This is a genomic window from Leucobacter insecticola (genome assembly GCF_011382965.1).
GTDB classification, from domain to species: Bacteria; Actinomycetota; Actinomycetes; order Actinomycetales; family Microbacteriaceae; genus Leucobacter; species Leucobacter insecticola.
In genome coordinates this window covers 2,773,590-2,795,209 of sequence record NZ_CP049934.1, presented here as the reverse complement: position 1 = coordinate 2,795,209, position 21,620 = coordinate 2,773,590, and the positions used below count along the sequence as shown (strand labels likewise).

Genomic DNA, 21,620 nt, shown 5'->3' with positions numbered 1-21,620 from the left:
GCGGTTGTCAGGCGGTGCCAGCAAACACCGCCTCCGTGGGGCCCTGTTCGATGATCCGGCCGCTGCGCATCACCAGCACACGATCGGAGACGGTGCGCAGCGCCGCAACATCGTGGGAGACGAACACGATCGTCAGGCCGCGCTCCCGCTGCAGGCGTCGCAGCAGCTCGAGGATCCCCGCCTGGGTGCGCATATCGAGCGCCGACACCGGTTCGTCGCACACCAGCACATCGGGATCCGCAGCGAGGGCACGAGCAATCGCTACCCGCTGCCGTTGTCCGCCAGACAGCGACGCGGGACGGCGACGCGCCAGTTCGGGTTCGAGGCCGACCATCGCTAACAGCTCCGCCACGGTCGTGTCGGGTAGGCGGTTGGACGCGGCAATGATCCGCTCAACCCGCCACCTCGGGTCAAAGCTTGCGAGCGGATCTTGCGGGATCAGCCGCACCTTTGCCCCGGCGCGGGAGACCGTCCCTGAGTCGAGGCGTTCGGCTCCGACGAGCACCCGTGCGAGGGTCGTCTTGCCCGCGCCCGATTCGCCCAGGACCCCCACTGCCTCGCCCCGACGAAGCTCAAAGCTGACGCTGTCGAGCGCGCGCGTTTCGCCCTTTCCGCCCTTTCCGCCCTTTCCGCGGGCGAAGCTGCGGGTCCCGGCCGTCACGGTGATGAGCGGTTCGCCCGGCGCCCTCGTCGGGCCAGGCTTCGGACCAGACGGCGACGCCGCGAGAAGCTGCTGCGTGACGGTGTGCTGCGGACGATTCAGGATCTGGGTCGCTTCGCCGAGCTCCACGATCCGGCCCCGATCCAGCACCGCAATACGGTTGGCGATGCGCGCGACACTGCGGAGGTCGTGGCTGATGAGCAGCAGAGCGGTGCCGGAGGCGCGGATCTCGGCGAAGAGGTCGAGCACGCGGGCGGCGGTTGCGGGGTCGAGTGCGGTAGTGGGTTCGTCTGCGATGACGAGCTGTGGATTCGCCGCGATCGCCGAGGCGATGAGGGCCCGCTGCCGCATGCCCCCGGACAGCTCGCCGGATCGCTGCCGCAGGTGATCGGCGGCATTCGGTAGGCCCGCACGCTGCAGGGCGTCGAGTACCAACGCCCGCCGGGAGGCGCTATTGCGCCACAACGCTCCTCGATCCCGCACCGCCAGCGCTTCGCCCACCTCAGCCTCGATGGTGCGCAGCGGATCGAGCGACTGCAGCGCATCCTGCAGGATCAGCCCCACCTCGGCGCCGCGCAGCCTGCGCCAGTCACGCTGAGAGGCCGCCCGCATGTCGCGGCCCGTCGCGTCGAAGCGGCCCGCGGAGACCCGCCACTGCGACTCGGCCTGTGTGAGCCCGAGCAGCGTGCGAGTGAGCACCGACTTTCCCGCCCCCGATTCACCCACGATCGCCAGACATTCGCCCGGTTTGACGCTCAGGGTGATGCCGTCGAGGATCGCTTCGCCGCCGAAGTGCACGCTGAGATCCTGAATCTCCAAAATGCTCATGAGACTCCCACTCTGGCGAGCCTGCGCCCCAACGCCGTCAGTGCCGCGGCCGTTAGGACGATGGCGAGGCCCGGAAACACCGTCATCCACCAGGCGACCTCGATGTAGGTGCGGCCCGAGTTCAGCATCGCGCCCCACTCCGGCGATGGCGGCAGTGCGCCGAGCCCCAAGAAACCGAGCGCCGACACCCACACGATCGCTTGGCCCACCCCGAGTGTCGCTGCCGACACGAGCGGCCACAGCGAGTTGGGAGCGATGTGCCTGGCGAACACGCGCAGGGGCTTGCGCCGTCAAGCCGGGCCCACTCCACATAGTCGCTGTGTGCGATCCCGCGCACCCGTGCCCGCAGCATGCGTGCATAGCCAGGGATCGTCGCGATGCCAATCGCGAGGGTTGACGCCGCGGGGCCACCGCCAATCACGGCGATGAACAGCAGCGCCATCACGAGGGTGGGGAGGGCGAACAGCACCTCAAACACCCGGCCGAGCGCCGAGTCGAGGAGTCGCGGCCCGAGGCCTGCAATGAATCCTAGGATCGCGCCGATCCCGACTCCGATTGCGGTCGCGGCGAGGCCGATCCCGAGCGAGGCCGCCGCGCCGTGAACGACGCGGGTGAAGAGGTCCCGGCCGGACTCGTCGGTGCCGAAGAGGTGCGCGGGTGAGGGCGGTTGAAGTGCGTCGGCGGGATGGATCGCGAGCGGGTCACCGGGGGCGATAAGGCGCGGGGCGGCTACCGCGAGCAGCGTCAGGATCAGGATCGCGAGCGCCGTGATCCCGGACCAGCCAAGCCGTTTGTTGGGCGCTGTCGTCATGCGCCGACCACCCCCGGTGCGGCGCGGGCAACCGCGAGCCGCGGATCGACGACGTGTTCCAGCAGCGCAGCGAGCACCATCACCGCAACGTAGAGCAGCGCGATCACCGTGACCACGCCGACCACCACCGGCACATCGCGCACGCTCGCCGCTTCGAGGAGGAGCCGCCCGAGGCCCGGCCGCGCAAACAGCGCTTCGACCACCACGGCACCGCTCAGGAGCGAGCCGTACGCCCAGCCAGACAGTGCCACCCCGGGGAGCGCCGCGTGGCGCAGTGTGTGGCGAAAGAACACCCGAGTTTCGGAAGCCCCGCGCGACCTGGCCGTCGTCGCGAACGGGGCTGCATCGGCCTCGGCGAGAGATCCGTGGAGCACATGCGCGAGATACCCGGCGATCGGAACCGCCAGCGTCACGACGGGGAGGACGAGCCCGGCGGGGCTGGATCCCGTGCTTGTCACCGGAAACCACCCCAGCCCGTTCGCGAACACCAGGATCAGCACCGCCCCCAAGAAAAACTGCGGCACCACGCTCGCCACCGTTTCAATTCCGGCGAGCCCAGCCCGCACGAGGCCCCCGAGGCGTCCGCGGGCCGTCGCAGCGAGGAGTAGACCCGCCACGGCGAGCGCCCAGGCGAGCAGGAGCGCAAGCGTCGCGATCAGGATGGTCGGCGCGAGGTTTTCCGCGAGCAGATCCGCGACCGGCTGCTTGCGCGCGTATGAGTCCCCGAACTGCAGGGTGGCGATCCGCCACAGCTGGGCCAGATACTGCATGATCAGCGGTTGGTCGAGACCGTATGCCTCGGTGGCCCGCTGGGTGGCCTCTGGGCCCGCTTGTGACCCCGGCCCGCCGAGGATCGCCTCGAGCGGGTCGCCGGAGGCCCGCAGCGCGACGAATACGACGGTGGCGGTGATCCACACCACCAACACCGCCGAGCCGAGCCGCGGCAGCAGGAGCCGGCACAGTCGCGCCAGGGCCGTTCTCACTCCTATGAATCCCCGAGTTTGGCGTTGATGAACGTGGGGGTCGCGACGGTGCCGAGCGTGGTGACGCCGGTGGCGCCCTTCACGAGGAAGTGGTTCTGCTGGTCGTAGAGCGGCAGCACGGTGAAGCTCTCCATGATGCGCTGTTGGGCGTCGGCGTAGAGCTCTGCGCGCTTCGTCTCGTCGAGGGTCGCCGAGGCCTGATCGAGGATCGCGTCGAGCTCGGGGTCGCGCAGTTGCGCGTGGTTCGCGAAATACCCCGACGGCGCAGGCACGATGCCGTCGGAGTGGTACAGGATCCGCAGCACGTCGGGGCCGACCTTGGTGTACGGGGCGCTGACCGCCTCGTACTCGTTGGCGCCGAGCGCCCCGTACCAGCTACTGAGATCAACGGGATTCAGGATCACCTCGAAACCCACGTCGGCAGCATTGGCCTGGATCTGTTCGAAGAGGGACTGCTCTGCTGCGACTGACTGGTTGGTGCTGACGGGGAAACGGACGGTGAGGCGCTTGCCGTCTTTGGTGCGCACCCCGTCTGCATCGGACGTGGTCCAACCGGCCTCGTCGAGCAGCCGTTTCGCGGCTTCGGGATCAGTGGCGAAGAACGCCTTGTTGCTGACGGCTGTCGGTTCGGTGCTTGCGAGTGCCGAGGTGGAGCGGGCCGTTGTTCCGAGGTACAGGGACTCGATTCCCGGGGCGGGATCTGCGGCACGAATGAATGCCTCACGCACGCGCACATCGTCAAACGGGGCCTGCCCGGAGTTCAGTTCGATACGGTTCACGGAGCCGGGGCGCGGGGCGTTGATGTGCTCAATCCCGGATCCCTTCTTGTCGGCGGTGACGATCGTGGTGGGCTGAGGATTATCGATGACGTCTACCTCGCCCGAGGAGAGCGCCGCGGCTCGCGTTGCCGCGTCGGGGATAAAGCGCCACTCGATGCGCTCAAGGTAGGCGGCGCCCTCGTGATCCGCTTCGGGGCCATGGGTGCGGTAGTCGTCATTGCGGACGAGGGTGACCTTCTGCTGCGGCGTCCACTTCTCGACAACGAAGGGGCCCGTGCCGATGGGTGCCTGGCAGTTTTCTTCCATGCCGCGTGCGATCCCGGCGGGTGACTGCATCGCGGTCCATTGCTGGCTGAGCGATTCGAGCAGCGCGGAGTCGGGTGCCGAGAGCTGGAACCGCACGTGGGAGGGGTTGACGGCCTCAATACTCGCGATCTTCTCGACCGCGAGGTACCCGGTTGACGACTGGGTCTCGGGATCCTGCAGATGTTCGATATTGACCTTGACGGCTTCCGCATCAAGCGGCGTGCCGTCGGTGAAGGTGACACCCTCCTTGAGTGTGAAATCCCAGGTCAGGCCATCTTCGCTGGTCTCCCACGCGCTGGCGAGCCACGGGGTGATGGTGCCGTCGCTCGTGCGACCGACGAGTGGTTCGAGATACTGGGTCGAGAGGAGCGCCTGGGGGTAGTTGCCGCCGACGTGTGGATCGAGGCAGGTGGGCTCCGCGTCGCCGGTGGCGTAGACCAGCGTGCCACCGCCCTTACTTTCGGTGACGTCTGGGCTTGCGCAGGAACTGAGCGCGAGGGCACCAAGCGTGATGGCGATCAACGTGGCGAAGGAGCGTGGTGCGGATCTTGTCATCGGGCAGACATCCCTAACTTATTGGATTGGGTTCAACAAGCACACCCTAGTCTACGGTCCTGGTGATTTGCGCAGGCATCTAAACTGGGAAGTATGTCTTCGTCTCGCGGCCGCCCCCACGCGTCTTCTCGGGAAATGATTGCAGATGCCGCGTGCGAGCTCTTCCTTGAACAGGGGTACGATGCGACAACGGTGACGGAGATCACGCGGCGCACCGGCGTCAGCCGGTCGACCTTCTTTAACTACTTCACGAGCAAGTCGGCAACCCTGTGGTTTGTACTCGACGAACAGATTGACGCGCTGCTTCGCCAGCTTGCGGATCACGGGATCACACCCGCTGACGCGCTCGACTCGTTTGCGCGTGCGGGCGCACCGGAGACGCTCGCCCTCGCCATAGTCGACGCCCGCAACATGGGTGTTGAGGACGAGCTGCGCACGGGTCAGGCCCTGCGGCAGCTCAGGATCGCCGACGCGATTGCTGCCAGGCTCGAACGCGAAGGTGAGGATCCTGCGCGCGCCCGAGTTATTGCCGCAGGCTACGCCGCCGCGCTTCTCGCCGCCGTGTGGCAGTGGGCGGATCTCGGTGCCGGCCGCCACGATCTGGGGCGAAAAGTCGGAGCGGCACTGCGGACTGCCCGCGAAGTGCTGGGCTGAGGGAGCACTCCCCGAAGCCGGGGCTTAGCGCCAAACCTCCTAATGGAATGACGCCAAGGCGGCATTTGGTGGATGCCTTCTCCTCGCCGTGAGGCTGAGCGCCCCCATCGCTGTCAGCAGCAGCGCCAACACCGCGAGGCTGCTGACCTCCCCGTCCCCGGTTGCCGGGAGCGTTGTCGGGTGGCTCGGCGGGGCGGGGCGGCTCACCGGTGGCAAGGGAGCCACCGGTCTCAAAACAAAATCTTCGCCCTCGAAGTATTCGCCGTCTGCCGTGAGAGTAACGTGCCGTTCGGGTATTTCAGCCGCCAAGCCACCCGGGGTGGTAATGCCGACCACATACTCTCCCGGTGGCAGATCGCTGAGCTGATACTTGCCATCAGCGTTGGTGACGACGGTGCTGCTCGGGGAGTAGGAGCGATCTGCGGTCCCGTGATGTTGATATCGACGCCCGGGATCGCCGCCCCGCTACTATCGCTGACGCTGCCCCCGATGGTTCCGTCGAGCGTGTAGCTGCCGTTCGATGCGGTCGTCACGGTGAACGGGCCGCCCGGCCCCGTGAGGGTAACCGTCGCACCCGCAACTGGAAGCCCGGAGCTCGTGGCAACGGTACCGCTGACGGACACCGGTAGCACCTCGCGCACCCGCAGATCCACGCCGTTCGCGTCGGCCGCTCCGATGTCGATATTGCTGACCGAGGAGCTTCCGTAGGGGAGGAGCCCATTGGGGTAGCCAGCATCGGGGACGCTCGTGAGCTCCACCCGGTACCCTCCCGCCGCGGTGTATCCGAGAAAGGCATATTCGCCGCTCGCTCCCGAGATTGCAGTGGCGAGAGGGGTGCCGTCGGCTCCGAACAGGGTGAGCGTTGCCCCGGGATCGGCACGCCCCTAGGGAGACCTGCGGCGTCTACCAGTTGAACGATCCCCGAAATATCCCGGCCGAGCGAGGCAAACCAGGTCTGATACGCGGGCAGACCGCCCTCTCGGAAGAAGGTGATGGTGAGGCTTGTGAGGGGCACGCTCGGCCTGAACCAACCCGATGCACCCGAGGAGTCGAGCCCGCCGGAATTCCCCGTAACCTCTCCGGTCGCCGGGTTCCACACCGCGGCGTTGCCTGCGGTGCCCGGGCACCCCGGACCGAGTGCGGCCGCACAGTAGTTGAACCCGCCTTGTCAGCCGAGGTCGCTGGGGGCCACCGCCTGGCCCTGGTCGCCGCGCGCGGAGACGACGGCGCGATCCGCATCAATGTCGCCGAGCACGAATGCCCAGCCGCCGGGGGAGTGGGGCGTTCGAAGGTGTAGGTCGTCGTTGAGGGTGATGTGGCGTTTTCTGCCTTGGGGCGCAGCAGAATGTAACTGTTGTCCCTGCTCGATCCGAAGATGGCACCCGGTGGCGTCGCGCCGCTCAGCCACGTCGATGCGCCCGACTCAACACCCATTTGGCCCGCTCGGGAGTCCGAGCGCACGGTCGCGGCGGGAAAGCCGCTCGCCGGCAACTGCATTGACGTGGTCCAGCGGCCCGCGCTGCCGGTGAGCGGCTGCCACGTCGCCCAGCCGCCGGTTGTTACGGCGTGGCTCGGGGTGGAGGCGCGGCGGATCCGAGCATCACCACAAGCAGTGAAAGGCCGCAGATGGCGACGGTGCCCCGCAGTATCCGGATCATTTTTCATGCTACCCGAGGAAAAGGGTTGATGGCCCGCGGCGCAGGGCTTCAGGCTAGAGCCCCGCCGCGAGACGCGTTCCCTGATTGATCGCGCGCTTCGCATCGAGTTCGGCGGCCACGTCCGCGCCGCCGATCAGGCGCGAGACAACTCCCATCTCGGCAAGCTCGTCGTGGAGGTCGCGCAGCGGATCCTGCCCCGTGCACAGCACGATCGTGTCGGCCTCGATAGTGAGACGCTGCGCTTCGCCGTCGGCCACGGTCAGCTCCACGTGCAGGCCGGCATCGTCAATCCGTCGGTAGTGTGCGCCCGGGATCATCCGCACACCGCGCCTGGCGAGTTCGGTGCGGTGGATCCACCCCGTTGTCTTGCCGAGACCCGCGCCCACCTTCGAGGTCTTGCGCTGCAGCAGGGTGACCTGACGCGGTGACGGGGCCTCGACGGGCGCGGTGATCCCGCCTGGGTGTGCGTAGCTCGGGTCGACACCCCAGTGCTCCAAGAACGCTGAGACGTCGGAGGGATCCTCGGCTCTCGAGGCCGTGAGAAACACGGCGACGTCGAAGCCGATTCCGCTGGCCCCGAGGATCGCGACGCGCTCGCCGACGGGTGCGCGATCCCGAAGCACGTCGAGATAATTCACCACGCTCGGGTGATCGAGACCCGGGATTTCCGGGAGGCGCGGCGTCACACCCGCGGCGATGATGATCTCGTCGAAACCCCCTTCTGCAAGCTCAGCGGCGGTCACCCGGTGGCCGAGCCGAAGCCCCACCCCCGTCTCCGTGAGGCGCTGATGAAAGTAGCGCAGGGTCTCAGCGAACTCGAATTTCCCGGGAACCTGCAGCGCCACGTTGAGTTGGCCGCCGATGAACTCAGCAGCCTCAAACAGCGTCACCGCGTGCCCGCGCGAAGCCGCGGTGGTGGCGCATGCGAGACCGGCGGGGCCGGCGCCAACGACGGCAACACGCTTCCGCAAATGCGTCGGCGAGATGATGAGCTCGGTCTCGTGGGCGGCGCGCGGGTTCACGAGGCAGGAGGTGATCCGGCCGGAGAAAGTGTGGTCGAGGCAGGCTTGGTTGCAGCCGATGCAGGTGTTGATGCGCTCGGGGGTACCCGCCCTCGCCTTCGCAACAAACTCGGGGTCCGCCAAGAATGGCCGCGCGAGCGACACCATGTTGGCGTCACCGGCTGCAAGGATCTGCTCCGCTGTCTCCGGGGTGTTGATCCGGTTCGTGGTGATGAGCGGGATCGACACCCGGCCCATCAGTTGCCGCGTCACCCAAGAGAAAGCTCCGCGCGGAACCGAAGTCGCGATCGTTGGCACGCGTGCCTCGTGCCAACCAATACCGGTATTCAGCATCGTGGCACCGGCGGCCTCGATCCGCTGCCCGAGCTCAATGACCTCGGCGAGCGTGGAGCCGTTGGGTATCAAATCGAGCATCGAGAGTCGGTAGATGATGATGAACTTGGGTCCGACCGCCTCGCGCACCCGCCGCACGATTTCGAGCGGGAAGCGGATGCGGTTCGCGGTGGATCCGCCCCACTCGTCCGTGCGCTGGTTGGTGTGGCTCACGATGAACTCGTTGATGAGGTAGCCTTCAGAACCCATGATCTCGACGCCGTCGTAGCCGGCATGCTTGGCGAGCTCGGCGGTGCGCACATAGTTGGCGATCGTGCGTTCGATGTCTGCGCCGGAGAGCTCCCGTGGCACGAGCGGTGAGATCGGCGCCTTGATGGGACTGGGAGCGACAAGCCCCGGGTGCGCCGCGTAGCGCCCTGCGTGCAGGATCTGCAGCGCGATCCTGCCACCCGCGCCGTGCACTGCCTCGGTGACGACCCGATGCTCGGCGGCTTCGGCGTCGTTCGTGAGCATCGCCGCCCCCGGGGTGAGCTGCCCCTCCGCATTCGGGGAGATGCCTCCCGTCACGATCAGCGCTGCACCCCCGGCCGCGCGCTCTCGGTAGAACTCCGCCATACGCTCGAAGCCGCCGGGCGCCTCTTCGAGCCCGAGGTGCATTGAGCCCATCAGGATCCGGTTGGGCAGGGTGGTGAAGCCAAGATCGAGGGGGGTGAAGAGGTGCGGGTAGGTCTGCGCTGACATGATTCCCTTGCTACGTGGGTCAGGGTGGTGATCCCGAACCTATCCGGCAACCGGGTCACCCGTCGAGCGCTCTGTGGCGAGTGTACAAATCTGGCCCGCGCCCTGCGTCCCTGCGTCCGTGAGTTCTGCGTTCCTCGTCCTGCGCTCCTGCGCTCCTGCGCTCCTAAGCTCCTAAGCTCCTAAGCTCCTAAGCTCCTAAGCTCCTAAGCTCCTAAGCTCCTGAGGTCCTGCGTCCTGCGCTCCTCGTCCTGCGCGCTTCGTCCTGCGCCCCTGCATCCCCAAGGTCGCACCCGTATTCCCTGCACCCTTGCGTCCCTATCTCCGCAGGCCCGTACCCTCCCTAGCGTGTGCGCAGATTGTTGTTATGGGTGCGCGTAAGAACAACTCGCGCACACACGGGACCGAGGGGTTATCGGGTGGTTGCGGTGTCGAGCTCGCGAGGGGTGGTGGGATCCGCGGAAGGCGTGGGATCCGCGGGGGTGGCGGGGGCTGAAGGGGCTGCGGGATCCACGGCTGCGGGATCTGCGGGCGTGGGATCTGCGGGCGCGGGATCTGCGGGCGCGGGATCCGATTCCGAATTCGCCGCCATCATCGACTCGATGAAGGGATCCCGACCCGACAGCACGTCAGTGACCTTGCTCTTGTTGATTTCCCGCGTCCAGGTGCCCACGAGCACGGTCGCGACCGCGTTGCCGGTGAAGTTGGTCAGCGCACGCGCTTCAGACATGAAGCGATCGATACCAACGATCAGCCCGACCCCGTCGACGAGATCCGGACGGTGCGACTGCAGCCCGCCCGCGAGGGTCGCGATCCCGGCCCCCGTCACACCCGCGGCGCCCTTCGACGCAATGATCATGAACACGAGCAGCGAGATCTGTTCGCCGAGCATCAGCGGCTTCCCCATCGCGGTCGCCACAAACAGGGCCGCCATGGTCAGATAGATCGCGGTGCCGTCGAGGTTGAAGGAATAGCCCGTGGGCACGGTCACCCCGACGACGGGCCGGGAGACGCCGAGGTGTTCCATTTTGGCGATCAGGCGCGGCAGTGCTGGTTCGGATGACGAGGTCGAGAAGATCAGCAGGTACTCGCGGGCCAGGTACTTCATCAGGCGGAAAATGCTCACGCGCGCCACAGCCCACAGCAGCGATCCGAGCACCACCACAATGAACAGCGCGCACGTGATGTAGAACGCAATCATCAGAGTCGCCATGCTCACGATGGCCTGGAAGCCGGTCGAACCGACCACCGCGGCGATCGCGCCAAACGCACCCACCGGTGCGACCCACATGATCATCGTCAGCAGACGGAACACGAGCGTCTGGATCTGTCCGATCGCGGTCAGGATCGGCTGACCCTTCTCGCCCATTCGCTGCAGAGCGAAGCCCGTCAGTAGCGCGACGAACAGGGTCTGCAGGATGTTCCCGGCGGTCAGTGACGAGAGTAGCGAGGTGGGAATGATCCCCATCAGAAATGACGTGTTGCCGCCCTCGGCGGGCGCGGCCGGCGCGTCATAGTGCATGTTGCTCAGGTCAAGTCCGTTGCCGGGGTGGATCAGGTTTCCCACGAACAGGCCGATCGCGAGCGCGAAGGTCGACATCACGACGAAGTAGCCGAGGGCGAGGCCGCCAACCTTGCCGATTGTGGCGGCTTTGGCGACGGAACCCACACCGAGGGCGATCGTGCAGAAGATCACGGGCGCGATCATCATCTTGATGAGGGCGACGAAGGCATCGCCGAGGGGCTTCAGCTGTTTCGCGAACTCGGGAGCCGCGAGGCCGAGAACCGCGCCCCCGACAACGGCGACGATCACGGCGATGTACAGATAGTGCGATTTGTCGATGCCGCGGCGCTTCGGTGAAGCACCTGCGGGCTTGATGACGGTGACGTTGGCCACGACGACTCCTTTGTGGGAATGGCTATTCTGCTTGTGTCATTCTGCGGTAGTGCCGACCCGCGACAGGTGTTGTGTTCATACTGTTCACGGCCGGTGCCGCATCGACTCCGCGCGATGCGAGAATAGGGCGGTGAAGAATTGGAGCATCGCGACGCGGCTTTTCGTGGGCCAGCTGTGTCTCGTGCTCGTCGCGGTGAGTGCGCTTGCGGTCGCGCTGACTCTTGACGCGAAGAACCAGGCTGAGCGTGAAGCCCAAGACCGAATGCTCTCACTGTCGGCCGCGCTCGCCGTCGATCCATTCGTGATCGAGTCGGTGCAGTCGCCGGATCCGACCGCCCTGCTGCAGCCCTTCGCGCAATCGGTCATGGAGTTTGCCGCGGTCGACTATGTGACGATCATGGACACCGAAGGGACGAGATACACGCACCGCTATCTGTCTGAGATCGGCGGCACCTTTGCCGGCCCAATTGCCGAGGCGCTTGCGGGGCATGCCGTCAATCAGATGCGTGACGGGCCGCTCGGCCCAACGATCCGGGGCATTGCTCCGGTGCGCGATGCCGATGGAAAGGTGATTGCCCTGGTGTCAACCGGGGTCACCGTGGCGCGCAACAACTCGCTGCTCGTGACGCGGATCCCGCTGATTCTTGCGATCTCAAGCATTCTGCTCGTCGGCGGGGCATTTGTCGCGCTGGGGCTGCGGAGGTATCTCAACCGGGTGACGCTGGGGCAGGGGCCGGAGGAGATCGCGCAGATGTACGCGCTCTACGATGCGGTGCTGCACACCGTTGACGATGGCATGCTGCTGCTGGGGCGCGACGGCAAACTGGTGCTGCACAATGATCGTGCGCGGGAACTGCTCGGATTGAGCGCCGAACCTGCCGCGACCTCGGCCGCTGGTGACGCCCGGACGCAGATCCCGGAGGACCTCATCAATGTGCTTGCTGGCGGCGACGTTGTCGACAACGAGGTCGTGTCGGTGGGGGATCGGATCCTGCTCGTGAGTCGCCGCGAGGTGCGACCCGAGCGCGGGATCGGAGCCGCGCTGGGCACCGTCGTGGTATTGCGTGATCGTACGGAACTGCTGCAGCTCAGCACCGAACTTGATACGGTCCACACGATGGCCGATGCACTCCGCGCGCAGACTCACGAACACGCGAATAAGCTGCACACGATGGTGACGCTAGTTGAACTCGGGCGGGGCGAGGAAGCTGTGCGGTTTGCTGCGTCGGACCTGCGCCGGGGTGAAGTGCTCGCGGATCAGCTGCTTGACGCCGTCGAGGAGCCTGCGATCTCTGCGCTGTTGCTCGGGAAATCCGCGCAGGCCGAGGAGCGCGACCTCGAGTTCAGTGTGGTGAGTGAGGGCAGGATCCGCGCTGGCGCGCTCGATCCTCACGACGCCGTCACGATCCTCGGCAACCTCATCGATAATGCGATGGACGCGGCTGCTGAACAGGAGTCTCCGGATGACCGCTGGGTTGAGGTAGAGCTGATCGCGTCGACCGAGCAAGTGGTGTGCGTTGTCAGCGACGGGGGCGCGGGGCTTGGAGGCGCCTCTTCGGAGGAGATCCTGCGGCGCGGGTACACGAGCAAACGGAGCGACAGCTTTGGGCGGGGGATCGGTCTCGCGCTGGTGGCGCAGGCGGTGCGACGTGCTCGCGGTACGCTGCACTTTGAAGACGGTGCGTCCCGCGGTCAGGGGACCCGCTGCACGGTGGTGCTCCCAATGCAGGAGGAGGAGTGATGACTCGGCCGATACGCGTGCTGATCGTTGAGGACGAGCCGTTGACGGCCGAGGCCCATGCCGGGTTCCTCTCCCGGATGGACGGCTTTGAGGTCGCGGGGACCGCGGTCACCGGTGCTGCAGCGCTGCAGATGCTGACGAGTCGATCACACGGTGCGATTGATGCGGTCCTGCTCGACATGCACCTCCCGGATATGAGTGGCATCGAGGTTGCGCGGCGCATTCGTGCGGTGCCGATCAAGGTCGACATCATTGCCGTCACCGCCGCGCGGGAGCTCGAGACGGTCAGGGCCGCCATCGCGTTTGGTGTGACGCAGTATCTCTTGAAGCCGTTTACCTTCGACATGTTCGCGGAAAAGCTGCTGCGCTATCGGCAAACGGTGACGGAGTCGCCTGCAGCTGCCGTTGGATCTGGATCCAAGCCGCAACGGCGTGTTGCCCAGGAGGACATCGACGCCGCACTGTCGGCGCTGCGGGGAAACGAGCGGGCCTCGCTACCGAAGGGGTTGTCGGCTGCAACGCTGCAGCGGGTGGTGGAGTATCTGCGGCAGAGCGGGGCGGCGGTGTCGGCCGCGGAGCTGACGGAGGTGCTGCCGATCTCGCGGATCACGGCCCGCCGGTATCTTGAATACCTCACGAGCACCAGACAGGTGCTCAGGGAATCGCGCTACGGCACACCTGGGCGGCCCGAGATCGAGTACCGCTGGGCGCGCTAGGGCCTCGGCGCCGAGACCATATGTTCTCGACGAGATGCCATCTGTTTCGCGCAGATTCGGTGGCGGATGGACGTGGTGATGGCGGCTCGGTGATGTTGGTGGTGGGGAGCGAGCCCCGCAAACGCACGGAGGGGGTGGGGCCGAAGCCCCACCCCCTCCGCACATCTAGTCGCTTTAGAGCGCGACGATGTTGGTCGCCTGCAGGCCCTTCTGGCCCTGCTCGACATCAAATTCTACGCGCTGCTCTTCGAACAGGTCGCGGCGGCCGTTGCCCTGGATCGCGCTGAAGTGCGCGAAGACGTCGGCGGAGCCGTCGTCAGGAGCGATGAAGCCGAAGCCTTTTTCGGAGTTGAACCACTTAACAGTTCCCTGAGCCATGTGTATTTCCTTCGTGTTGCAGATCGCAGGTGCGATCTTTTGTTACCACGGCGACGGTGCCGACGTGGAGACTGGTAGCGTGCTGCGCAAGGCGGCAAATAAAACGTGCTTGAGATTTCCCCAACGTTCGGCATTACTGGTCTTACGGCCTGAGCCTACCTTAAGAGTCTGATTTGTGCTTGTATCGTGACCTTCTTGTGTCCTAACGGCAGCTTTGCCTTTTCGCCAAACGGGGTTACACTGGCTTTTGGTCAACCTGACCAAAAGTAACCTGAGGGGCACGAGTGCGGTACGCAGGGGTAAGCGCGAGCGAACGGCGCTATCTGCCGCCCGCTGTCGCGGTGTCAGTTGTGGCCTTCGCGCTGCGTCCTCCCCGGAATGCCACGACAGGAAGTGGCGGGCTTGCGGCTGGCGAGACCACAATTTGGGTGCCGTTGGTGCGACGCACCCGCGCGCCGTTTCTCGGGCTATGGGCGCTCCCCGGAGGGCCAACGGAGTGGAACGAAACACTTGGCGACACGGCGCTCAGGGTGTTGCGCGCCGCCGTGCGATGCACCCCGGGCACACTCGAACAGCTTTACTCCTTTGGAAGTGTTGAGCGATCCGCCGATGCGCAGCGGCTCGTGACCATCGCCTACTGGGCGCTCTACGGCGAACACGAACTCGACGCCTGCGATCTGGGAGAACCGGAGCCCATCTCCTCGGAGGGAGGGCACTCGCAGCGTGGTCTCCCGGTGCCCGAACCGCGGCGCTGGGATGATCCGATCCCCGCGCCCGAAGCCGCAAGGGATGCCGCCGACCCGAACAGCGCAGATACGGGCGACGACAGCGACACAAATGTCGCCTGGTTCTCGGCTGACGAGCTCCCCGAGCTGGCCTTTGACCACGCCGAGATTATCGCCCATGCGCTGTCACGGTTGCGCGCCAAAACCGAGTATGCCTCCGTCGCCCACCGCTTCCTCGGACCCGAATTCACGCTCGGACAGTTGCGTGCGGTGCACGAAGCCGTGCGGGGAACGCCGGTGGATCCCGCGAACTTTCGCCGACAAGCACTTGCCCAGGGCAAGCTCATCGACACCGGACGATATGAAACCGGCACCCCGCACCGCCCGGCGCGACTCTACCGGTTCGCGGTGGATCCCGAACTCGAAGCAAGATCTCCAAATACTCAAGTGGCTAGGAGCAGGTAATGACAAGCGTGCACGAACTCATCCGCGACGCAGCAGAGCGCGAGGCGGCGATGAAGCGCGGGAAACCGATCGCGCTCCGTGCGACCGGGGTGTCGAGCTGCGACGCCGGATTAGTGAAGGAACCGTGGGCCATCGACCGCGTCCCCGGCTACGGCCCGGGAGCCTCACTCGATGATGAGATCCCGGGCACCGCACCGCGCCAGGGGCCGCTGCCCGCGCGCTACATTGAGGCGAGCGACGAAGAGCTGCGTCAGTGGATCGTCGACGCTAAAGCCAAGCTTGGTGAGCGCGTCGCGATCCTCGGCCACTTTTATCAACGCGACGAGATCATCGAGCACGCGGATTTTGTGGGCGATTCCTTCATGCTCGCGCAGGCCGCAAAGGGGCACCCCGAAGCAGAAGCCTTCGTGTTCTGTGGCGTGCACTTTATGGCGGAGACGGCAGACATCCTCTCCGGCCCGGAGCAGGCCGTGATCCTGCCCAACCTTGCCGCGGGCTGCTCTATGGCAGATATGGCCACAATCGAGCAGGTCGAGGATTGCTGGCGGGAACTGACTGCAGCGCTGGGTCCCGCGGCCGAGGGCGAACTGCAACCCGTGATCCCCGTGACCTACATGAACTCGTCGGCGGCGATCAAAGCCTTCTGCGGTCGCAACGGCGGCATCGTGTGCACCTCCTCGAACGCGCGAACCGTGCTCGAATGGGCGTTTGCGCGCGGCCAGAGAGTTGTCTTCTTCCCGGATCAACACCTCGGACGCAACACGGCGAAGGCGATGGGATACAGCGAAGACGTGATGCCGCTGTGGCGGCCGCACCTGCCGCTCGGGGGAAACACGGTCCAGCAGTTGCGTGATGCCCGCGTGATTCTGTGGAACGGGTTCTGCTCGGTGCACAAGCGGTTCACCGTTGCGCAGATCGACAAGGCCCGCGCGGACTATCCGGGCGTGCGCGTCATCGTGCATCCCGAGTGCCCGGCCGCGGTGGTGGAGGCCGCCGACGGTGCGGGATCCACGGACTACATTCGCAAAGAAATCGAGGCGGCCTCACCGGGGGACATCATCGCCGTCGGCACCGAAATTAACCTCGTGAATCGGCTGCAGGATCAGCACCCCGAGCTGACCATCTTCTGCCTCGATCCCGTGGTTTGTCCGTGCTCAACCATGTATCGGATCCACCCGGCCTACCTCGCGTGGACGCTTGAGTCGCTCGTCGCGGGGGAGCAGCCGAATCGGATCCGCGTCGATGCTGCCGTCGCTGGCGACTCGCGCCTGGCGCTCGAGCGGATGCTTGCGGCCAAGCCGTGAGCGAGCGGCCTGGGGGAGGAAGCGGCCCTGACGCGGGCACCGGCTCAGCCTCGGTGATCGTGATCGGGGCAGGGGTCGCGGGGATGTCGTGTGCGCTCGCCGCGGCTGGCGCGGGGGCGCAGGTGACGCTCGTCACTCCGGGCGCGTGTGCCGGGCCCGGGAGCGCTGATGTCCTGAGAGACGATCCCGCGATGCGTGCCCTCGCCGGCGGAAACACGGCGCTTGCCCAGGGCGGAATCGCGGCGGCGATCGGTGCGCAGGATAGCCCGACGCAGCACGCCGCCGACACGGTCTCCGTTGGGGTCGGGCTTGTCGATGCGGCGGCAGCCGATGTGCTCACGGTCGAGGGTGCCGCTGCCGTGCGCGCTTTGCTGGCAGCGGGGTTTGAAGTCGATCGCGACCCCAGTGGGGCGCCGCGTCTCGGGCTTGAGGCCGCGCATGAGCATTCACGTATCGTGCACGCAGGCGGAGACCGCACCGGGGCGATGCTGCACGCGTTTTTGTTGGCCCGGGTGCTGATCGGGGTGCAGGCCGGGCGGATCACGCTGATGGAGGGGCGCACTGCGATGTCGCTCATCTCCGAGAGCGGTGTGGTCAGCGGGGTGGTGGTGCAGGATCCGCGCGGATTCGCCGAGAACCTGAGCGGCGACGCAGTGGTGCTCGCGACCGGCGGCTACGCCGGCCTGTATCCGCGCACCTCAAATCACGCGGGCGCGCGCGGCGAAGGCGTGGTGCTGGCCGCCCGAGCTGGTGCTGCGGTGGCGGATCTTGAATTCGTGCAGTTCCATCCGACGGTGTTGGCAGGCTCGGGGGAGCTGATCTCTGAAGCGGTGCGCGGCGCGGGGGCTCGACTGCTCGACGGCGCAGGACACGCGTTCATGGCCGACCGGCACCCGCGCGGTGATCTCGCGCCCCGCGATGTGGTGTCGCGAGAGATCCACCGCGTACTTCGTGAGCGCGGCGACTCCTGCGTCTGGCTGGACGCAACGCACATCGAGCGCGACGGAGCGTTAGCTGGGCAACCCGGCACGCTCGCGCGCCGTTTCCCCGGGATATCCGCTGCGGTGGCCGCGCGGGGGCTGGATTGGCGCCGGGAGCCGATCCCGGTCTCTCCGGCCGCGCACTACTCGATGGGCGGCGTGCTCAGTGACCTCGACGGTCGGAGCACGGTGCCGGGGCTGTACGCGGTCGGTGAGGTGGCGGCGACGGGGGTCCACGGGGCTAACCGTCTCGCCTCGAACTCGCTGCTTGAAGGACTCGTGTTTGGTGCCCGTGCCGGGCGTGCCGTCGCAGGATCGGCGGCTCGGGCGGCGCGAGGTGACTGGCAGCTGCGGGGTGAGGCCGCACGTGAGCTTGCGCGAAACGCTCACGCCGCCTCGATCCTGTGCCCGGGTCACGACGCCGATCGGCACCGGGAGAGTGTCTCGAGTGCGCTCGCTGCGGGGCTCGGCATCGAGCGGGACGCTGCCGGTCTGGCTGCCGCGGGTGAGGTGTTCGCGCAGGCCGCAGGACCCGCCGCCGAGCTGGCGGCGATGATGCAGGTGGCCGCGCTTGAACGCACGGAATCTCGCGGGGCGCACCAGCGCAGCGATGCCCCGTACACCGACCCCGCGCAGGCCTCGCGCCGCGCCTACCGTTTTGTGATCTCCGGGACCCTCCCGGAGGTTGACGATCAGCAGCTGAGGAGCCTGGCATCTTGTTAACTCGACACATCATCGATTCCGTCGTTTCGAACGCGCTGGCTGAAGACGCCCCGTGGGGCGATCTCACCGCCGAACTGGTGATCCCCGAATCCGCGACGATCTCCACCCGCCTGGTGGCCCGCGAACCGGGGGTGTTCGCGGGGGGCGCTCTTGTTACGGCCGCGTTCACGCAGCTCGACCCACGCACCAGCGTCACTGATCTCCTCGAAGAGGGCCAGCCGTTCGGCACCGGTGATGTGCTCGCCCGCATCGACGGTCCCGCGCGCGGGGTGCTCACGGGAGAGCGGGTCGCCCTGAACTTTTGTCAGCGTATGAGTGGGATCGCAACCTTGACCTCGCGCTTTGTTGGCGCGGTGGCGCACACGCGGGCACAGATTGCCGATACGCGAAAGACCACCCCCGGGCTTCGCGCGCTCGAGAAGCATGCGGTGCGCGCAGGCGGAGGCTCGAATCACCGCTACGGGCTCTCCGACGCCATCATGGTGAAGGACAACCACCTGGCTGCCCTCGGCGCCGTCGATAGTGCCACAACAACGGAGGCGCTGCGCGGGCTTCGAGCTCGGGCCGGTCACACCACCGCCATCATCGTCGAGGTTGACCGGCTCGAGCAGATCGAGCCGGTGCTCGCCGCGAACGTCACGGGGATCCTGCTCGACAATTTCACGCCCCAGCAGTTGGTGGCAGGAGTCAAGCTGATCGCGGGGAGGGCAATCGCGGAGGCGAGCGGGGGAGTGAACCTCGATACCGTCGCGACGATCGCCGAAACCGGCGTGGATGTCATCTCGGTGGGCCAACTCACGCACGGGGCTCGTGCGCTCGATCTGGGGCTCGATGCAGAGTGACGGCGCACCCTGGCCCCGGACGGGCCGCATGAGGACCGGCGGGCAGACGAAGGAGAGCGCCGTGGCACACGAGTATCTCGACGCTGCGGCGACCGCGCCGCTTCGCGCAGAGGCCCGCGCCGCGATGCTTGCCGTGTTCGACGCGGGGGCCGCGAACCCCTCAAGCGTGCACGCTCCGGGAAACCGCGCGAAACGGTCGCTTGAGGAGTCCCGGTTCAGGATCGCCGCGGCCTTTAACGCGCGGCCTGCGGACCTGGTGCTAACCTCCGGCGGCACCGAGGCGAACAATCTCGCGATCATCGGCCTCGCACTTGCCACACCCCGAGGGCGGCACCTCGTCACGACGCCCATTGAGCATCCCTCCGTGCTTGAGAGCTGTCGATATCTCGAGCGGGTCTTTGGCTTTGAACTGACCCTGCTCCCTGTCAACTTCGACGGCCGCGTGGATCCCGCGGACGCCGCCGCCGCTCTGCGCCCCGACACCACCCTGATCTCGGTGGGGCTTGCCAATGCCGAGGTCGGCACGGTGCAACCGCTCCCCGAGATCGCGGCCCACGCCGCCAGTCTGGGGGTACTCGTGCACACGGACGCGGTGCAGGCGGCCTCGTCCCTTCCGTTGAGTTTTGCAGGTGAAAGCTGGCCGGGCCCGGACATCCATGCGATGACGGTGGCGTCGCACAAATTTGGCGGACCGCAGGGAATGGGGGCCCTGTTCGTGCGCAGGCATCTGCCACTCGAGGCGATCCTCCACGGCGGCGGACAAGAGGGTGGCGCGCGATCCGGCACCGAGAATGTTGCCGGTGCCGCAGGATTTGCGGCCGCGGTCTCAGCCACCTGCACGGGGGTGGGCACGCGGGCACTTGAACTTATCCGGAGCCGCGATGCGCTCATTGACAGGGTACTCGCGGAGGTGCCGGGGTCCCGCTTGACTGGGCACCGCAGCGAGCGTCTTCCCGGCCACGCATCGTTTGTTGTTGCGGGTGTGAGTGGGGAATCGTTGCTCATCGCGCTCGATGCGACAGGGATTGCGGTTTCATCGGGATCCGCGTGTGCCGCGGGGATGGACGGGCCATCGCCAGCTCTCCTCGCGATGGGGGTAGATCCTGCGCTCGCCCAAACCGCAATTCGCTTCACCTTTGCTGAGGCGCTGTCTGAGGAAGCGGTGGAACGCATTGTTCGTGCTCTCCGGTCCGAGGTTCAGGCGGCTCGCCGCTGATCCTGCTCCTGCAGGTAGGCGCGCACCGGTATAGAAACCAGTTTCTCGATCATCGTTGCAAGCGGGTGACCGGGGGCCAGCGACAGTGCCTCCTCTGCTTGCCGCTGTGCGACGGTCTGATTGCCGAGGAGCCACCACACCCAACTACTCAGAGCAGACAACGCCGGTCGCTCGGGCTCCGGGGTTTCGGAAAGCGCCCGCAAGAGCTGATCTCGCACCGGGAGCAATCGGTGATGATCTGTGAAGCCCGGGCTGAGACCAGCGAGTACCCCGCGGATATTGAACCGTGCGTGCTCCTGAAGCTCACTCTCCCCGCCACCATCGATCTCGGTATCGGCACAGCAATCGATATCAACTCCGGTGAACGGTGCGGCGGACATTGCGCAAGCTAGTTCAGAAGGAAAGTCTGGCCGGATGAGGATCCCGAATGAGAGGAGCAGCCAGCGATCAGGGTGAGCGGCACTGCGGATCAGTCTTGCCGTCATTTCGGGGCTCAGCGCCGCCGCGTTCGCCAGCGCGCGAACAATCTCGGCCGTTTCTTCAAACCAGGGAGGGATCTCGTGATCGTCGTCGTCTGGGGAATGGGAAGAGTCGGCATTCGTCGAAGGCAAATGTGTCGGGTAGGGCGGGAGTTCCTCTAACGCCGCACGAACGAGATCCGCACGCGCTGGATCTGCCTCGGGGATCTTCCCCAGCGCTGACAGTTCCGGGACGTCGAGCCAGTCAGTGTCGGCGGCGAGAGCGAGTGCGCTCTCTTCGATGTCGCTCAGCGGCCGGCCACCGGGCGGGGTCGAGGGATCGAGATAGCTCGCCCAGCCGTCGGCGGCGAGGACACAGAGCTCCCGCAAGCCCATGCGTTCCATACGCACGCGCCGTTCGATGCGTTTGGCAAGCCGCAACCGCGGCGGCCCACCGTGCTCCCGAAACGTCTCGGACGAAGTGATGGCGATTGCCGGTTCGCAGCCAGCGTGATCGGCTCCCATATCGCGCATCACCTCGACGATGAAGTCGAGGAGACTTGCGGCAGCGCGTGGCGCGTCTGACTCCGGAAGATCTATGCGCACGGCATCACCTGAATGGGCACCGGAAAAGAACACCACGAACAGGCTGTTCTCAGCGGTGAAACCGGTGAGCTGGGGCAGGGCGGCGAGGAAGTCTGCGGTCGTGTCGCAGCGGAGGACTTGGAAAGAATTGTCTGTATGCATGAGACGATCCTGCGCCAAAAACAAACCCAAATTGAGTTGTCCACAGAAAAAATTCTTGGCAAGCCTAGAAACGGGGATTTCGCTCCCTGTGAGCGGAGGT

Annotated in this window: 20 protein-coding genes and 1 pseudogene; 11 read left to right on the top strand and 10 right to left on the bottom strand. The window is 66.3% G+C overall.

The window, feature by feature from the left end:
* Nucleotides 1–7: 7 nt before the first annotated feature.
* From G7067_RS13115 to G7067_RS13100, 4 genes and pseudogenes are all read right to left on the bottom strand, one after another.
* Complete coding sequence (locus tag G7067_RS13115; protein ID WP_166325234.1) at nt 8–1,489, bottom strand: ATP-binding cassette domain-containing protein; 1,482 nt, start codon at nt 1,487–1,489, stop codon at nt 8–10.
* Nucleotides 1,486–2,300, bottom strand: a pseudogene (locus G7067_RS13110) (ABC transporter permease). The gene G7067_RS13115 and the pseudogene G7067_RS13110 overlap by 4 nt, the downstream one beginning before the upstream one ends.
* Nucleotides 2,297–3,283, bottom strand: coding sequence for an ABC transporter permease (locus G7067_RS13105; RefSeq protein WP_244301128.1), 987 nt, complete (start codon nt 3,281–3,283; stop codon nt 2,297–2,299). The pseudogene G7067_RS13110 and the gene G7067_RS13105 overlap by 4 nt, the downstream one beginning before the upstream one ends.
* A gap of 2 nt (nt 3,284–3,285) precedes the next feature.
* Entirely contained in the window at nt 3,286–4,923 is a 1,638-nt protein-coding gene (locus G7067_RS13100; RefSeq protein WP_166325231.1) for an ABC transporter substrate-binding protein, read from the bottom strand.
* Between the two features lie 93 nt (nt 4,924–5,016).
* Between G7067_RS13100 and G7067_RS13095 the strand changes: the two genes are divergently transcribed.
* Nucleotides 5,017–5,577 carry a TetR/AcrR family transcriptional regulator gene (locus G7067_RS13095; protein WP_166325228.1) on the top strand — a complete coding sequence of 187 codons (561 nt, stop codon included), beginning with the start codon at nt 5,017–5,019 and terminating at the stop codon, nt 5,575–5,577.
* A gap of 39 nt (nt 5,578–5,616) precedes the next feature.
* Here the strand turns inward: G7067_RS13095 and G7067_RS15310 are convergent, their stop codons facing one another.
* Both G7067_RS15310 and G7067_RS13085 read right to left on the bottom strand, forming a co-directional pair.
* Nucleotides 5,617–5,709 carry a hypothetical protein gene (locus G7067_RS15310; RefSeq protein ID WP_425280715.1) on the bottom strand — a complete coding sequence of 31 codons (93 nt, stop codon included), beginning with the start codon at nt 5,707–5,709 and terminating at the stop codon, nt 5,617–5,619.
* 98 nt (nt 5,710–5,807) lie between these two features.
* Nucleotides 5,808–6,335, bottom strand: a complete 528-nt coding sequence (locus G7067_RS13085) for a carboxypeptidase-like regulatory domain-containing protein (RefSeq protein ID WP_166325222.1) — start codon at nt 6,333–6,335, stop codon at nt 5,808–5,810.
* 246 nt (nt 6,336–6,581) lie between these two features.
* On the opposite strand from G7067_RS13085, the gene G7067_RS13080 reads away from it, so the two are divergent.
* The 3 genes from G7067_RS13080 to G7067_RS13075 are packed head-to-tail and all read left to right on the top strand — an operon-like array spanning nt 6,582 to nt 7,264.
* Nucleotides 6,582–6,731 carry a hypothetical protein gene (locus tag G7067_RS13080; protein WP_166325219.1) on the top strand — a complete coding sequence of 50 codons (150 nt, stop codon included), beginning with the start codon at nt 6,582–6,584 and terminating at the stop codon, nt 6,729–6,731.
* Nucleotides 6,732–6,742: 11 nt separating this feature from the next.
* Nucleotides 6,743–6,874: a hypothetical protein gene (locus G7067_RS14745; protein ID WP_280115721.1), complete on the top strand. Its 132-nt coding sequence runs from the start codon at nt 6,743–6,745 to the stop codon at nt 6,872–6,874.
* A gap of 57 nt (nt 6,875–6,931) precedes the next feature.
* Nucleotides 6,932–7,264, top strand: coding sequence for a hypothetical protein (locus G7067_RS13075; protein WP_166325216.1), 333 nt, complete (start codon nt 6,932–6,934; stop codon nt 7,262–7,264).
* 24 nt (nt 7,265–7,288) lie between these two features.
* On the opposite strand, the gene G7067_RS13070 is transcribed toward G7067_RS13075, so the two are convergent.
* Both G7067_RS13070 and G7067_RS13065 read right to left on the bottom strand, forming a co-directional pair.
* Nucleotides 7,289–9,331: an NADPH-dependent 2,4-dienoyl-CoA reductase gene (locus G7067_RS13070; protein WP_166325213.1), complete on the bottom strand. Its 2,043-nt coding sequence runs from the start codon at nt 9,329–9,331 to the stop codon at nt 7,289–7,291.
* 409 nt (nt 9,332–9,740) lie between these two features.
* Nucleotides 9,741–11,225, bottom strand: coding sequence for a cation:dicarboxylate symporter family transporter (locus tag G7067_RS13065; RefSeq protein WP_166325210.1), 1,485 nt, complete (start codon nt 11,223–11,225; stop codon nt 9,741–9,743).
* A 130-nt stretch (nt 11,226–11,355) separates the two neighbouring features.
* Here G7067_RS13065 and G7067_RS13060 point away from each other — a divergent pair, with 130 nt between their 5' ends.
* The gene (locus G7067_RS13060; protein ID WP_166325207.1) at nt 11,356–12,966 is read left to right on the top strand and encodes a sensor histidine kinase; all 1,611 of its coding nucleotides are present in this window, start codon (nt 11,356–11,358) and stop codon (nt 12,964–12,966) included.
* Nucleotides 12,966–13,682, top strand: a complete 717-nt coding sequence (locus tag G7067_RS13055; RefSeq protein WP_166325204.1) for a response regulator — start codon at nt 12,966–12,968, stop codon at nt 13,680–13,682. Before G7067_RS13060 ends, G7067_RS13055 begins: the two co-directional genes overlap by 1 nt.
* 174 nt (nt 13,683–13,856) lie before the next feature.
* Here the strand turns inward: G7067_RS13055 and G7067_RS13050 are convergent, their stop codons facing one another.
* Nucleotides 13,857–14,060, bottom strand: a complete 204-nt coding sequence (locus G7067_RS13050; RefSeq protein WP_166325201.1) for a cold-shock protein — start codon at nt 14,058–14,060, stop codon at nt 13,857–13,859.
* A gap of 284 nt (nt 14,061–14,344) precedes the next feature.
* Here G7067_RS13050 and G7067_RS13045 point away from each other — a divergent pair, with 284 nt between their 5' ends.
* The 5 genes from G7067_RS13045 to G7067_RS13025 all read left to right on the top strand — a co-directional run bounded on the left by G7067_RS13045 (nt 14,345) and on the right by G7067_RS13025 (nt 20,315).
* Nucleotides 14,345–15,250 (top strand): NUDIX hydrolase, encoded by a 906-nt coding sequence (locus G7067_RS13045; protein ID WP_166325198.1) that lies wholly within the window; start codon nt 14,345–14,347, stop codon nt 15,248–15,250.
* Nucleotides 15,250–16,554, top strand: coding sequence for a quinolinate synthase NadA (gene nadA, locus G7067_RS13040; RefSeq protein WP_166325195.1), 1,305 nt, complete (start codon nt 15,250–15,252; stop codon nt 16,552–16,554). Before G7067_RS13045 ends, nadA begins: the two co-directional genes overlap by 1 nt.
* Complete coding sequence (locus G7067_RS13035; protein WP_244301127.1) at nt 16,551–18,257, top strand: L-aspartate oxidase; 1,707 nt, start codon at nt 16,551–16,553, stop codon at nt 18,255–18,257. The genes nadA and G7067_RS13035 overlap by 4 nt, the downstream gene beginning before the upstream one ends.
* Nucleotides 18,251–19,099 carry a carboxylating nicotinate-nucleotide diphosphorylase gene (nadC, locus tag G7067_RS13030; RefSeq protein WP_166325192.1) on the top strand — a complete coding sequence of 283 codons (849 nt, stop codon included), beginning with the start codon at nt 18,251–18,253 and terminating at the stop codon, nt 19,097–19,099. The genes G7067_RS13035 and nadC overlap by 7 nt, the downstream gene beginning before the upstream one ends.
* A 61-nt stretch (nt 19,100–19,160) precedes the next feature.
* Nucleotides 19,161–20,315, top strand: a complete 1,155-nt coding sequence (locus G7067_RS13025; protein ID WP_244301126.1) for a cysteine desulfurase family protein — start codon at nt 19,161–19,163, stop codon at nt 20,313–20,315.
* Here the strand turns inward: G7067_RS13025 and G7067_RS13020 are convergent.
* Complete coding sequence (locus tag G7067_RS13020) at nt 20,297–21,520, bottom strand: DUF4192 family protein (protein WP_166325189.1); 1,224 nt, start codon at nt 21,518–21,520, stop codon at nt 20,297–20,299. The two genes, G7067_RS13025 and G7067_RS13020, sit on opposite strands and share 19 nt — an antisense overlap.
* Between the last annotated feature and the right edge of the window lie 100 nt (nt 21,521–21,620).